Below are 13,466 nucleotides of genomic sequence, written 5' to 3'. Positions count from 1 at the left end.
GGCCGGGCGTGGCGGCGTCACCAGCGGATGGGCACCGGAAGCACCGTCAGCAGTCCGGACGCCGCGACGGCCAGCCCCAGGGCGGCCACCTCGGCCCGGGCCGGTGCGCAGGCGGTCAGCGGGTCGGCCGCCCGGCGCAACCGCCGCCGGGCCCACCCGGCGAGGGCGGCGACGGCCACCACGAGGAGCACCTTGGCGAGCAGCGCCCGCCCGTACGCCGTCCCCGTCAGCTGCTCCAGGACCGTCTCCGGCGGCATCCGGCGCAGCGAACTGCACACACCCGTCGCGGTGATGGCGGCGAGCAGCACCATCGCCACGCGCGCGTACCGCCCCAGCAGGGCCGCACCGGCCACCGCGTCGTCCCGGCCGGACCAGTGCCGCAGGACCCGCAGCGCGTGCAGGAGTCCCCCCGCCCACAGCGCCGCACAGGTCAGATGGGCGAGTGTCAGCCCCGAGCCGATGAGCGGGCTGTGCTCGGTCGTGGGGTGGGCGCGCAGGGCCTCGGCGACGACCACGGCGGCCAGCGGCCACACCTGGGTGCCCGGCCGGCGTGACACGGCGCACAGCCCCGCCACGAGAAACGCGTTGACCTCCAGCAGGGCCAGCTTGCCGTCCCGGGAGGAGTACAGTCCGCCGACGTCGATGTCCGCCACCTCGCCCGGCACGAGATTGCCGGTGGACACGAACGTGGCGAGCCCGACGGCGGCGGCGAAACCGGCGGCGGCCGCGACGGGGGACCAGCTGCGGGGCAGGGCCGGGGGCCCGGCCGGTGTCCCGGGCAGCGACCGCGCCAGCCGGTTCACGAACAGCTCGCCGACGGGTACGCACAGCGCCGCGAAGAGCACCGTACGCAGCAGCGCCATGCCGCCGGCGCCGGGCACCTCGGCCTCACCGGTGCCGTGCAGCGCGGCGGACGGCCCGAGCAGCGGGATCGACGCGGCGAGGGCCACCAGCACCAGAACGGCCACGGCCCGGCCCGCACCGGTGGGCCGCAGCGGGCCGCGCGCAGCATCGGCCACCTCGGGTATCGGTCTCGGCGAAGTCACCCCAGGATCTTCACCAACCTTCACACCCTCGGGCAAGTCGGCCGTACAGATCGACGCGCGAGGACCCGCGCCGCAGGCATGAAACGGGCCGGGCGGATACCCCCGCCCGGCCCGGATCACCTCACACGCGTGCTACTTCCGCACCGCGTCCAGCGCGTCCGCGATGCCCCAGCCGTAGAAGCCGTTGCGGTTCTTCGAGCCCTCGCACACCGCGTCGATCTTGCCGTCGGAGTCGATGTCGTACGGGTCCGTGCACGGCGTGGCGTCGGCCTCCGCGTACAGCAGGGCCTTCACCAGCGCCGGAGAGGCGTACGGGTGCGTCGACTTGATGAGCGCGGCGACGCCCGCCACGTGCGGCGACGCCATCGACGTACCGGCCATGTAGCCCCACTTGCCGCCCGGCAGCGTGCCCAGGATGAGGCCGCTCGTGGCCGGTGCGTCCGGCTTCTGGTAGGCGGTCGAGTCGCCGCCCGGGGCGGCTATGTCGACCACGCCCAGACCGTGGTTGGAGAAGGACGACTTGATGCCCTTCGCGCCCGTCGAGGCGACTGTGACGACACCCGGCAGCTGCGTCGGGATGTCGAGGCACTTCGAGGGGTCGACGACCCGGTCGCCCGGCGTCGTGTCGTTCGGGGACGACGGGTCGGTGATCTCGTCGGAGGCGAGGTCGTAGTTCTCGTTGCCGGCCGCGGCGACGTTGACCGCGCCCTTCTTCTCCGCGTACCGCGAGGCCCGGCCCACGGCCTCCACGAGCGCCTTCTGGTCCGGGTCGTTCTTGCAGTTGAAGTACCAGGGGTCCGTGTAATAGCTGTTGTTCGTCACGTCGACCCCGTGCTCGGCCGCCCACACGAAGCCGCAGACCACGGCCTCGGTGTAGAAGAAGCCGGCCGTGGTGGACACCTTGATGCCGGAGACCTTCACCCCGGGCGCGACACCGGTCATGCCGACGCCGTTCTTGGCGGCGGCGATCTCACCGGCGACATGGGTGCCGTGCGGGCTCTCCTGCGCGCTCGGCCGCCAGGCCCCGTCGGCCGTGTCCGGCTTGCCCGTCACACAGTTGACCGACGCCTTGCGGTCGAAGTTGGGCGCGATATCGGGGTGGGTGTCGTCGACACCGGTGTCGATCACGGCGACCGTGACCTTCTTGCTGCCCAGCGTCCTCTCGTGCGCCTTGTCCGCCTTGATGGCCGGCAGGTCCCACTGCTGCGGCTGCAGCGGGTCCTGCCCGGCGGGGGCGTCGGCCGCGGCGACCTCGGCCGCGCTCAGCACCTTCGGCGCGCCCAGGTCACCGGTCGACGCCGACGGCAGCGGCGCGGTACGGGTGGCGCCCGCCGACTGCACGCCACGGACCTTGCGGATGGTCTTGGCGAAGTCGGGGTTCGAGGAGTGGACGACGATGACGCCGATCTGGTCGTACGACGTCACGATCGTGCCGCCGGCCTTCCCAACGGCCTTCTTCACATGCGCCGAAGTGCCATGCCCCGGCCTGACGTTGACGACATAGCTGAGCGGGGTCGCGTCGGCCCGGGCGGCCGCCGCGGGAGCGGGGGCGTCCTCGGCGGCCGTGGCCGCGGTGTTCGGCAGGAACGCGAGGGCCGTGGCCATGGCCATCCCGGCCGGGATCGCGGCGGCGCGACGGTAGCGCGCGTACGGCGCAGTCATGGTGTCTCCAGTTCGTTCACGGTACGAGCTGATCTTGCGGAGGTCTCGGTGGCGGGCCGGGTCACTTGACCGCGCGCAGCGCGTTGACGATGCCGTTCCCGTAGAAGCCGTTGAGGCGCTTGCCGCCCTTGCAGTCCGCGTCCTGGGTGCCGTCGCCGTCCTGGTCGTAGGAGGCGGGGCAGGCGGTCTCGTCGGCCTGCGCCTTCAGCAGCGCCTGGAGCTGGGCCGGAGACGCCCAGGGGTGCTTGGACTTCAGCAGCGCGGCGACCCCGGCGGCGTGCGGCGAGGCCATCGAGGTGCCCTGGAGGAAGCCCCACGCGCCGTTCGGCATGGTGGACAGGATGCGGCCGTTCTTCGAGGGCGTGTCCGGGATCTGGTAGCGCCCGTCGCCACCCGGCGCCGCGACGTCCACGACGCCCTTGCCGTACGTCGAGAAGTACGACTTCACGTTGTCGACACCCGTCGAGCTCACCGTGACGACACCCGGCAGCTGCGTCGGGATGTCGAGGCACTCGTGCGGGTCGATGGTGCGCTCGGCGGGCGTGGTGTCGTTCGGGCTGGAGTCGTCGACGATCGCGTCCGAGTCCAGGTCGTGGTTGGAGTTGCCCGCGGCGGCGACGTGCAGCGTGCCCTTCTTCTGGGCGTACAGCTGCGCCCTGTTGACCGCGGTGACGACGGCGCGCTGGTCCGGGTCGTCCATGCAGTTGTACAGCCACGGGTCGACGTAGTAGCTGTTGTTCGTGATCTCGACGCCGTGGTCGGCGGCGAACACGAACGCGCACACGACGCTCTCCGGGTAGAAGAGGCCGTTCGCCCGGTCGGTCACGTTGATGCTGGACACCTTCACACCGGGAGCGACGCCCGCCACGCCCACGCCGTTGCGGGCGGCGGCTATCTCACCCGCGACATGCGTGCCGTGGTAGTCGTCCGCGGTGTACGGACGCCAGGCGCCCTCACTGGTGTCGGGCTTGCCGCCGGCGCAGTTGGCGGACTGCGACGCGGAGAAGTTCGGGGCGATGTCGGGGTGGGTGTCGTCGACGCCGGTGTCGATCACGGCGACGGTCACCTTGCGGCTGCCCGGGTTGATCTTCGCGGCCTTGTCGGCGCCGATCGCGCGCAGATCCCACTGGTCCGCCTCGAGGGGCTCGCTCTCGGGCGTCCTCGCCGAGGCGGCCTCGGTGCGCTTCGCCTGGGCGCCCGTCAGGTACTCGACCGCGCCCTCCTCCTTCGTCCCCGCGGCCGTCAGCGGCGCCGTACGCGTCGCACCCGCGGACTGGACCCCGCGGGCCTTGCGGATCGTCTTGGCGAAGTCGGCGTTCGAGGAGTGGACGACGATGACGCCGATCCGCTCGTACGCCGTCACGACCGAACCGCCGGCCTTCGCAATCGCCTTCTTCACCGATGCGATCGTGTGGCGGTCCGCCTTGGTATTGACGACGTACGCCAGGCTCGGCGCGTCCGCCGCCCGGGTGGCCGGCTCCGCCTGGGGGGCCGCCGACGCGGCGGCCGGCAGGAAGCCCAGCGAGGCCGTCAGGGACAGCACGACGGGCACGGCGAGAGCGAGCCGGCGTCTGGAACGCAAGTGAGACATGGGGTCTCCACATCCTCCGGAAACGAAACCGGCCCGAGGCACAGGTGGTGCTCGGGCAGGTACATGACGTGATGGTGCAGGGCGAAGCTATCCCGGCCTCTCGCTGGCCAGCAACGCTTTGTCGAAACGACTTCGGAAAGAACGCGAGGCGTTTGAACCGGTTCCCGCGTGCCGCCGTGACGTTGAACTAGGAGCGCGAGGACGTTCGCCTCCGCCCTTGTTCACAACCGCTTCCGTCCCTGCGAGGAGACTCCGTGGCCGCCGACGCACCGCCCCCCTCGAAAGAACAACACAAGCTCCCCTCACCCGAGGAGTTCACCGAGGTGCAGGAGAGCGCGGAGTTCGGTGAACTGCGCCGCTCCTACCGCTCCTTCGCCTTCCCGCTGACCGTCGGCTTCATCGCCTGGTACCTGCTGTACGTCCTGCTCTCGAACTACGCGGGCGGCTTCATGGGCACCAAGCTCTTCGGCAACATCAACGTCGCCTTCGTCCTCGGCGTCGCCCAGTTCATCACCACGTTCCTCATCGCCTGGTGGTACTCGCGGCACGCCGCCGCGAAGCTCGACCCCAAGGCCGAGGCCATCAAGACCCGGATGGAGAACGGCGCATGAGCCCCGTACAGCAGACAGTCCTCGCCCAGCAGCACTTCCTCGCCGCGAACGAGGCCAGCGAGCACCGCCCGCTGATCATCACCCTGTTCGCGCTGTTCGTGCTCGCGACCCTCGGCATCACCATCTGGGCGGGCCGCCAGACCAAGGACGCCGCCGACTTCTACGCCGGTGGCCGCCAGTTCAGCGCCTTCCAGAACGGCCTCGCCGTCTCCGGCGACTACATGTCCGCCGCCTCGTTCCTCGGCATCGCGGGCGCCATCGCCATCTTCGGCTACGACGGCTTCCTCTACTCCATCGGCTTCCTGGTCGCCTGGCTGGTCGCCCTGCTTCTGGTCGCCGAACCACTGAGGAACTCCGGCCGCTACACCATGGGCGACGTCCTCGCCTACCGCATGCGCCAGCGCCCGGTCCGCACCGCCGCCGGCACCTCCACCATCGTGGTGTCGATCTTCTACCTGCTCGCGCAGATGGCCGGCGCGGGCGTCCTCGTCTCGCTGCTGCTCGGCATCACCTCCGACGCAGGCAAGATCCTCATCGTCGCCCTGGTCGGCGTGCTGATGATCGTCTACGTCTCCATCGGCGGTATGAAGGGCACCACCTGGGTGCAGATGGTCAAGGCCGTGCTGCTCATCGGCGGCACCATCCTGATCACCTTCCTGGTGCTGATGAAGTTCAACTTCAACATCTCCGACCTGCTCGGCACCGCCGCCGAGAACAGCGGCAAGGGCGCCGCCTTCCTGGAGCCCGGCCTGCAGTACGGCGCGACCGGCACCTCCAAGCTGGACTTCATCTCCCTGGGCATCGCCCTGGTCCTCGGCACCGCCGGCCTGCCGCACATCCTGATCCGCTTCTACACGGTGCCCGACGCCAAGGCCGCCCGTAAGTCCGTGAACTGGGCCATCGGCATCATCGGCGGCTTCTACCTGATGACGATCGCGCTCGGCTTCGGCGCCGCCGCGCTCATCTCGCAGGAGGAGATCATCGCCTCCAACCCGTCCGGGAACACGGCGGCACCCCTGCTCGCCCTGCACCTGGGCGGTGTCGACTCGACGTGGGGCGCGATCCTGCTCGCCACGATCTCGGCGGTGGCCTTCGCGACGATCCTCGCCGTCGTCGCCGGCCTCACTCTGGCCTCGTCGTCGTCCTTCGCGCACGACATCTACGCCAACGTCATCCGCAAGGGCAAGGCATCCGGCGCCGAGGAGGTCCGCGCGGCCCGCTGGGCGACCGTCTTCATCGGCGTCATCTCGATCGGCCTGGGCGCCCTGGCCCGCGACCTGAACGTGGCCGGCCTGGTCGCCCTCGCCTTCGCGGTCGCGGCCTCCGCCAACCTCCCGACGATCCTCTACAGCCTCTTCTGGAAGCGGTTCACCACCCAGGGCGCGCTGTGGTCGATCTACGGCGGTCTGATCGTCGCCGTCGGCCTGGTGCTGTTCTCGCCCGTCGTCTCCGGCGACCCCAAGGCGATGTTCCCCGAGGTCGACTTCGCCTGGTTCCCGCTGAAGAACCCGGGCATCATCTCCATCCCGTTCGGCTTCCTCATGGGCTGGCTCGGCACGGTCCTGTCCAAGGAGGAGCCCGACGCCAAGAAGTACGCGGAGCTGGAGGTCCGGTCCCTGACCGGCACCGGAGCCCACTGAGCACGACCCCTGCCACGCGGCCGAGTCGTAGGAACCTCCAGGTCCCTGCGGCCCGGCCGCGTTCCACGTCGTGGGATCGGGCCTGTGGCGTTGTCGGTGGGGTCACGTAGGCTCGCAGTGTCGGAAAAGCAGTGCCGCACGCAAGTTCCGCGACGAGGGAGGGGGCCCACGTGCTCATCGACACCTACGGCCGGGTGGCCACCGACCTGAGGGTCTCACTGACCGACCGGTGCAACCTGCGCTGTACGTACTGCATGCCCGAGGAGGGCCTGCAGTGGCTGGCCAAGCCGGACCTGCTCAGCGACGACGAGATCGTCCGCCTCATCGACATCGCGGTCACCTCCCTCGGCATCGAGGAGGTCCGCTTCACCGGCGGCGAGCCGCTGCTGCGCCCGGGCCTGGTCGGCATCGTCGAGCGCGTCGCGGCCCTGGACCCGCGCCCCCAGATGTCGCTGACGACCAACGGCATCGGCCTCAAGCGCACGGCGGCGGCCCTGAAGGAGGCGGGCCTGGACCGGGTCAACGTCTCCCTGGACACGCTCCGCCCGGACGTCTTCAAGACCCTCACCCGCCGCGACCGCCACAAGGACGTCATCGAGGGCCTGCACGCCGCCCGTGACGCCGGCCTGACCCCGGTCAAGGTCAACTCGGTCCTGATGCCGGGGCTGAACGACGACGAGGCCCCCGACCTCCTCGCCTGGGCCGTGGAGCACGACTACGAGCTGCGCTTCATCGAGCAGATGCCCCTGGACGCCCAGCACGGCTGGAAGCGCGACGGCATGATCACGGCCGGGGACATCCTGACCTCCCTGCGCACCCGCTTCGACCTGACCGCCGAGGGCGAGGACAAGCGCGGCTCGGCCCCGGCGGAGCGCTGGCTCGTCGACGGCGGCCCGCATGTCGTCGGTGTCATCGCCTCCGTGACCCGCCCCTTCTGCGCGGCCTGCGACCGCACCCGCCTCACGGCCGACGGCCAGGTCCGCACCTGCCTGTTCGCCCAGGAGGAGACGGACCTGCGTGCCGCACTGCGCTCGGGCGCCCCCGACGAGGAGATCGCCCGCATCTGGCGCCTGGCGATGTGGGGCAAGAAGGCGGGAGCGGGCCTGGACGACCCGACGTTCGTGCAGCCCGAGAGGCCGATGTCGGCGATCGGCGGCTGACGCCTAGCTCGTCGCCTCCCACTCCTTCAGCAGGACGACGTCCTTCAGGAACCCCCGCACCCCCAGGAACTGCGACAGGTGCTCGCGGTGCTCCTCACAGGCCAGCCACGTCTTGCGCCGCTCCGGCGTGTGGATCTTCGGGTTGTTCCACGCCAGCACCCACACGGCGTCGGCGCGGCAGCCCTTCGCGGAACAGATGGGCGTCTCGTCACTCACGGCTTCGTCTCACCACTGCACATCACTGCACATCAATACGTGCACATCATCACGGCACAAAAGGCGACGCCGAGCAGCCACGGGGGGAGCTGCCCGGCGTCGGTCCGTCGCTCCGACGGGGGATGCGGAGCGCGTACGAAGTATGTCACGGGTAACCCCGAGCCCGGCACTGGAACAACATGATTGATCTGAGCTTTTCTTGAGCTTGGCGTGAAGGTGACTTCCCCTCGCGACCGCCCATGATCTCCCCCCGGCGTCCCTACCGCTCGTGCGCTTCGCTCCCCGCACCCGGCACCGGCTCGGACACGGCGTCTTCCGGGACGGATTCCGCCCGCCCGTCACCGGGCTCCGGCGGCGCGATCATCGGGCGCGACTGCGACACCACGAACGTCGACGGCAGAGACGGCGCGTTCTCGCGCCCCGCGTTCGCGATCACCACCGCGATGTACGGCAGCACCAGCCCGAGCACCAACGCCACGATGGCGACATGCCGTTCGACGTTCCACAACGTGGCCGCGAGGACCACGGAGATCGTGCGGACCGTCATCGAGATCACGTACCGGCGCTGCCGCCCGCGTACGTCCTCCTGAAGTCCCGTCCGGGCGCCGGTGATCCGGAAAACCTGGACGCTGCCGCCGCCATGCTGCTTCCGCATCGCATTCCACCATCCGCCCGTATCGGACTCTCCCCGCCCCGTGGCCGCCCTCGGCCGGACGGGGAACCCGGACCAGGGCAGTTCCCACGGTACGCCGCGTCCGCGCCCGCTACGAGACCGGGTGGCGCACCACCGGTCCGGACGGTCTGCGCCGTCCCACGGACGGCCCGCGCCGGCATGCGGCGTACGGTTCCTGGGCCGACACTGGCCGTAGTGCTCACGTCGAGCCGCACAAGGAGGCAGTGATGGGCTGGTTGTGGGCGATCATCGTAGGACTGGTACTCGGCCTGATCGCCAAGGCGATCATTCCGGGCAAGCAACACCTTCCCCTGTGGCTGACCGTGATCCTGGGCATGATCGGCGGCATCGCCGGCAACGCCATCGCCCGGGCGGCCGGTGTCGACGCCACAGCGGGGATCGACTGGTGGCGGCATGTCTTCCAGCTGGTGATGGCGGTCATCCTGGTCGGTCTCGGCGACCGGGCCTGGACGGCGGCCAGGGGAGACAAACAGAGGGCATAACGGGGTGCACGGCGAAGGGGGCGGCCTCCCCGGTGGAGACCGCCCCCTCCCTCGTGCGCTCAGCCGCTCGTGACCTCGACCGCGGCCAGGTTCTTCTTGCCCCGGCGCAGCACCAGCCAGCGGCCGTGCAGCAGGTCCTCCTTGGCGGGGACGGCGTCCTCGCCGGCGACCTTGACGTTGTTCACGTAGGCGCCGCCCTCCTTGACCGTGCGGCGCGCGGCAGACTTGCTGGCCACCAGGCCGACCTCGGCGAACAGGTCCACGGCCGGACCGAGCTCGGCGACCTGGATGTGCGGCACCTCCGACAGGGCCGCGGCCAGCGTCCGCTCGTCCAGCTCCGCCAGCTCGCCCTGGCCGAACAGGGCCTTGGACGCGGCGATCACGGCGGCCGTCTGATCGGCGCCGTGCACCAGCGTCGTCAGCTCCTCGGCCAGCGCGCGCTGCGCGGCCCGGGCCTGCGGACGCTCCTCGGTCTGCCGCTCCAGCTCCTCCAGCTCCGCGCGGGAGCGGAAGGACAGGATGCGCATGTACCGGGAGATGTCCCGGTCGTCCACGTTCAGCCAGAACTGGTAGAACGCGTACGGCGTCGTCATCTCCGGGTCGAGCCAGACGGCGCCGCCCTCGGTCTTGCCGAACTTGGTGCCGTCCGCCTTGGTCATCAGCGGCGTCGCCAGCGCGTGCGCGGTCGCGTCCGGCTCCAGGCGGTGGATCAGGTCCAGGCCCGCCGTGAGGTTGCCCCACTGGTCGCTGCCGCCCTGCTGGAGCGTGCAGCCGTAGCGCCGGTACAGCTGGAGGAAGTCCATGCCCTGGAGCAGCTGGTAGCTGAACTCCGTGTAGCTGATGCCCTCGGAGGACTCCAGGCGGCGGGCCACGGAGTCCTTCGTCAGCATCTTGTTGACGCGGAAGTGCTTGCCGATGTCACGGAGGAACTCGATCGCGGAGAGGTTCTCCGTCCAGTCGAGGTTGTTGACCATGACGGCCGCGTTCTCGCCCTCGAAGTCCAGGAAGGGCTCGATCTGGGCGCGCAGCTTGGCGACCCAACCGGTGACCGTCTCCGGGTCGTTCAGCGTGCGCTCCGCGGTCGGGCGCGGGTCGCCGATCAGGCCCGTGGCACCGCCGACCAGCGCCAGCGGCCGGTGACCGGCCTGCTGGAGCCGGCGCACGGTGAGCACCTGCACCAAGTGCCCCACGTGCAGCGACGGCGCCGTCGGGTCGAAACCGCAATAGAACGTGACGGGACCGTCCGCGAGCGCCTTGCGCAAAGCGTCCTCGTCAGTGGACAGGGCGAACAGCCCGCGCCACTTCAGCTCGTCGACGATGTCCGTCACGGTTCTCGTGTCTCCTCGATGATCTTCGGGCAGTCGGGTGACAGCCGACTACGAGGTTATACGCCCTGACTGACGGAGCTCATATTGAAATCCGGGACCCGCAGCGCGGGCATGGCCGCCCTGGTGAACCAGTCGCTCCATTCCCGCGGCAGCGTCTTCTCGGTCCGCCCCGCCTCCGTGGCCCGGCCCAGCACCCCGACCGGCGACTCGTTGAACCGGAAGTTGTTCACCTCGCCCGTCACCTCGCCGTTCTCGACCAGGTAGACCCCGTCCCGGGTCAGACCGGTGAGCAGCAGCGACGCCGGGTCGACCTCGCGGATGTACCACAGGCAGGTCAGCAGCAGCCCCTGCTCGGTGTTCGCGACCATTTCCTCCAGGGAGCGGTCCTCACCCCCGTCCAGCATGACGTTGTCGATCACCGGCGCCACCGGCAGCCCGGTCAGGCCCGCGCTGTGCCTGCTGGTGGTCAGATGCCGCAGCTCGCCCTCGCGGATCCACTCGGTGGCCGTCAGCGGCAGCCCGTTGTCGAACACCGACTGATCGCCCCCGGAGGAGTGCGCGATCACGAACGGCGCCGACTCCAGGCCCGGCTCGTTCGGGTCGCTGCGCAGGGTCAGCGGCAGATCGGTCAGCTTCTCGCCGACCCGCGTGCCCCCGCCGGGCTTGGAGAACACCGTGCGGCCCTCCACCGCGTCCCGGCCCGACGCCGACCACATCAGATAGATCAGCAGGTCCGCCACGGCCGTCGGCGGCAGCAGCGTCTCGTAGCGCCCGGCGGGCAGCTCGACGCGCCGCTCGGCCCACCCGAGGCGTACCGCCAGCTCCGCGTCCAGGGCCGCCTGGTCGACGTCCTTGAAGTCCCGCGTGGAGCGCCCGGCCCACGCCGACCGGGTCCGGTCCGGTGACTTGGCGTTCAGCTCCAGCGTCCCGTTCGGCTGGTCGTGCCGCAGCCGCAGCCCCGTGGAGGTGCCGATGTACGAGGACACCAGCTCGTGGTTGGCGAAGCCGTACAGCTCGCGGCCGCCCGCACGCGCGCGTGCGAAGGCCTCGCCGAGGGCGGGGGCGAAGTCGGCGAACACGGCGGAGGAGGTCTCGGCCGGCGCCTCGGTGAACTCCGGCGCCGGCGCCGCACCCGTGACCAGCGGCTGGGCGTCCTCGGCGGGCCCGGCGCCGCGCGCGGCGGCCTCGGCGGCCCGCACCAGGGGCTCCAGCTCGTCGGGGGTCACGGCGGACCGCGACACGACGCCGGAGGCCGTGCCCTCCTTGCCGTCGACCGTGGCGACGACGGTGAGCGTGCGCCCGCGGGTGACGCCGTTCGTGGTCAGCGCGTTGCCCGCCCAGCGCAGGTTCGCGGTGGACTGCTCGTCGGCGATGACGACACAGCCGTCCGCCCGGGACAGTTCGAGGGCGCGCTCGACGACCTCGTGCGGCTTGCTGGAACGCGCGCTCATCGACCGGCCTCCTGAGTCGTGTTCAAGATGTTGACGCCCTTGAAGAGGGCCGACGGGCAGCCGTGCGAGACGGCCGCGACCTGCCCCGGCTGGGCCTTGCCGCAGTTGAAGGCGCCGCCGAGCACATAGGTCTGCGGCCCGCCCACCGCCGACATCGAGCCCCAGAAGTCGGTGGTCGTCGCCTGGTAGGCCACATCGCGCAGCTGACCGGCGAGCCGCCCGTTCTCGATGCGGTAGAAGCGCTGGCCGGTGAACTGGAAGTTGTAGCGCTGCATGTCGATCGACCAGGACCGGTCGCCGACGACGTAGATGCCGCGCTCCACACCCCCGATCAGGTCCTCGGTCGACATCCCCGCCGGGTCCGGCTGCAACGACACGTTCGCCATGCGCTGCACCGGCACGTGCCCGGGGGAGTCGGCGTAGGTGCAGCCGTTGGAGCGCTCGAAGCCGGTGAGCTTCGCGATCCGCCGGTCCAGCTGGTAGCCGACGAGCGTGCCGTTCCTGACCAGGTCCCAGGACTGGCCCTGGACGCCCTCGTCGTCGTAGCCGATGGTGGCCAGACCGTGCTCGGCGGTGCGGTCGCCGGTGACGTTCATCAGCTCCGAGCCGTAGCGCAGCTTGCCGAGCTGGTCGAAGGTGGCGAAGGAGGTGCCGGCGTAGGCGGCCTCGTAGCCCAGCGCCCGGTCCAGCTCGGTGGCGTGCCCGATGGACTCGTGGATGGTCAGCCACAGGTTGGACGGATCGACGACCAGGTCGTACAGACCCGGCTCCACGCTCGGCGCGCGCATCTTCTCGGCGAGCAGCTCCGGGATCCGTTCCAGCTCGCCCGCCCAGTCCCAGCCGGTGCCCGTCAGGTACTCCCAGCCGCGTCCCACCGGCGGCGCGAGGGTGCGCATCGAGTCGAACTCGCCGCTCGATTCGTCCACGGACACGGCGTTGAACACCGGGTGCAGCCGCACCCGCTGCTGCGTGGTCACCGTCCCCGCGGTGTCGGCGTAGAACTTGTTCTCGTGAACGGTGAGCAGCGAGGAGTCGACGTGGTCGACGCCGTCGGCCGCCAGCAGCCGCGCGCTCCACTGCGCGATCAGCCCGGCCTTGTCCTCGTCGGGCACGGAGAAGGGGTCGATCTCGTACGAGGAGATCCACGTCTTGTCCGCGTGCACCGGCTCGGCGGCCAGCTCCACACGCTCGTCCGACCCCGCCGCCTTGATCACCTGGGCGGACAGCTTGGCCATCGCCACCGCCTGCCCGGCGACCCGGGCGGCGGCGTCCATGGTGAGGTCGACGCCGGACGCGAAACCCCACGTACCGCCGTGCACCACCCGCACCGCGTACCCGAGGTCGGTGGTGTCCGAGGACCCGGCCGGCTTGGCGTCCCGGAACCGCCAGGAGGCGCCCCGCACCCGCTCGAACCGGAAGTCCGCGTGCTCGGCGCCCAGCGCACGCGCGCGTGCGAGGGCCGCGTCGGCGAGGGCGCGTAGGGGGAGGGCCGTGAAGGCCTCGTCGATGGTATGAGGCACCGCCGTCTCTTTCTGTCGAGGTGACCGTGGTTGCCGTACGTCGTGCCTGACCGATCATGTCGTCC

At 70.7% G+C, this 13,466-nt stretch carries 12 protein-coding genes; 4 read left to right on the top strand and 8 right to left on the bottom strand.

The window, feature by feature from the left end; genetic code table 11:
* Window positions 1–17: 17 nt before the first annotated feature.
* The 3 genes from ACFZDE_RS36240 to ACFZDE_RS36230 form a co-directional block, all read right to left on the bottom strand.
* Window positions 18–1,046, bottom strand: a complete 1,029-nt coding sequence (locus tag ACFZDE_RS36240) for a CopD family protein (protein WP_391210278.1) — start codon at window positions 1,044–1,046, stop codon at window positions 18–20.
* A gap of 132 nt (window positions 1,047–1,178) precedes the next feature.
* A complete protein-coding gene (locus tag ACFZDE_RS36235) occupies window positions 1,179–2,708 on the bottom strand; it encodes a S8 family serine peptidase (RefSeq protein WP_391210272.1) in 1,530 nt (509 codons plus the stop codon).
* A gap of 61 nt (window positions 2,709–2,769) precedes the next feature.
* On the bottom strand, window positions 2,770–4,299 hold the full coding sequence (locus tag ACFZDE_RS36230) for a S8 family serine peptidase (protein ID WP_391210264.1): 1,530 nt from the start codon (window positions 4,297–4,299) through the stop codon (window positions 2,770–2,772).
* A gap of 254 nt (window positions 4,300–4,553) precedes the next feature.
* Here ACFZDE_RS36230 and ACFZDE_RS36225 point away from each other — a divergent pair, with 254 nt between their 5' ends.
* The 3 genes from ACFZDE_RS36225 (at window position 4,554) to moaA (ending at window position 7,710) form a co-directional block, all read left to right on the top strand.
* The gene (locus ACFZDE_RS36225) at window positions 4,554–4,910 is read left to right on the top strand and encodes a DUF485 domain-containing protein (RefSeq protein ID WP_391005579.1); all 357 of its coding nucleotides are present in this window, start codon (window positions 4,554–4,556) and stop codon (window positions 4,908–4,910) included.
* Window positions 4,907–6,550, top strand: coding sequence for a cation acetate symporter (locus ACFZDE_RS36220; protein WP_391210257.1), 1,644 nt, complete (start codon window positions 4,907–4,909; stop codon window positions 6,548–6,550). The genes ACFZDE_RS36225 and ACFZDE_RS36220 overlap by 4 nt, the downstream gene beginning before the upstream one ends.
* A gap of 170 nt (window positions 6,551–6,720) precedes the next feature.
* Window positions 6,721–7,710: a GTP 3',8-cyclase MoaA gene (gene moaA / locus ACFZDE_RS36215; RefSeq protein ID WP_391210252.1), complete on the top strand. Its 990-nt coding sequence runs from the start codon at window positions 6,721–6,723 to the stop codon at window positions 7,708–7,710.
* A 3-nt stretch (window positions 7,711–7,713) separates the two neighbouring features.
* Here moaA and ACFZDE_RS36210 read toward each other — a convergent pair whose 3' ends face one another.
* A complete protein-coding gene (locus tag ACFZDE_RS36210; RefSeq protein ID WP_391005585.1) occupies window positions 7,714–7,926 on the bottom strand; it encodes a hypothetical protein in 213 nt (70 codons plus the stop codon).
* Window positions 7,927–8,185: 259 nt separating this feature from the next.
* Complete coding sequence (locus ACFZDE_RS36205; RefSeq protein ID WP_391210244.1) at window positions 8,186–8,581, bottom strand: DUF3099 domain-containing protein; 396 nt, start codon at window positions 8,579–8,581, stop codon at window positions 8,186–8,188.
* A gap of 245 nt (window positions 8,582–8,826) precedes the next feature.
* Between ACFZDE_RS36205 and ACFZDE_RS36200 the strand changes: the two genes are divergently transcribed.
* Window positions 8,827–9,102, top strand: coding sequence for a GlsB/YeaQ/YmgE family stress response membrane protein (locus ACFZDE_RS36200; RefSeq protein WP_391005589.1), 276 nt, complete (start codon window positions 8,827–8,829; stop codon window positions 9,100–9,102).
* Between the two features lie 59 nt (window positions 9,103–9,161).
* Here ACFZDE_RS36200 and tyrS read toward each other — a convergent pair whose 3' ends face one another.
* Genes tyrS through ACFZDE_RS36185 form a run of 3 tightly spaced genes read right to left on the bottom strand, consistent with a single transcriptional unit; the run spans window position 9,162 to window position 13,401 of the window.
* Entirely contained in the window at window positions 9,162–10,430 is a 1,269-nt protein-coding gene (gene tyrS / locus ACFZDE_RS36195; RefSeq protein ID WP_391005591.1) for a tyrosine--tRNA ligase, read from the bottom strand.
* Between the two features lie 56 nt (window positions 10,431–10,486).
* A complete protein-coding gene (locus ACFZDE_RS36190) occupies window positions 10,487–11,881 on the bottom strand; it encodes a metallopeptidase TldD-related protein (protein ID WP_391210231.1) in 1,395 nt (464 codons plus the stop codon).
* A complete protein-coding gene (locus ACFZDE_RS36185) occupies window positions 11,878–13,401 on the bottom strand; it encodes a metallopeptidase TldD-related protein (RefSeq protein ID WP_391210225.1) in 1,524 nt (507 codons plus the stop codon). Before ACFZDE_RS36185 ends, ACFZDE_RS36190 begins: the two co-directional genes overlap by 4 nt.
* Window positions 13,402–13,466 lie beyond the last annotated feature (65 nt).

This window comes from Streptomyces sp. NPDC007929 (genome assembly GCF_042959065.1).
Taxonomy (GTDB): Bacteria; Actinomycetota; Actinomycetes; order Streptomycetales; family Streptomycetaceae; genus Streptomyces.
The sequence above is the reverse complement of the archived record's forward strand: the minus strand, read 5'-3'. Positions and strand labels throughout refer to the sequence as shown.

Bases quoted from the DNA above. Each gene is read 5' to 3' on its own strand.
- ACFZDE_RS36200 (WP_391005589.1), top strand. From the start codon at position 8,827: ATGGGCTGGTTGTGGGCGATCATCGTAGGACTGGTACTCGGCCTGATC.
- ACFZDE_RS36205 (WP_391210244.1), bottom strand. From the start codon at position 8,581: ATGCGGAAGCAGCATGGCGGCGGCAGCGTCCAGGTTTTCCGGATCACC.
- ACFZDE_RS36190 (WP_391210231.1), bottom strand. From the start codon at position 11,881: ATGAGCGCGCGTTCCAGCAAGCCGCACGAGGTCGTCGAGCGCGCCCTC.
- ACFZDE_RS36220 (WP_391210257.1), top strand. From the start codon at position 4,907: ATGAGCCCCGTACAGCAGACAGTCCTCGCCCAGCAGCACTTCCTCGCC.
- ACFZDE_RS36235 (WP_391210272.1), bottom strand. From the start codon at position 2,708: ATGACTGCGCCGTACGCGCGCTACCGTCGCGCCGCCGCGATCCCGGCC.
- ACFZDE_RS36230 (WP_391210264.1), bottom strand. From the start codon at position 4,299: ATGTCTCACTTGCGTTCCAGACGCCGGCTCGCTCTCGCCGTGCCCGTC.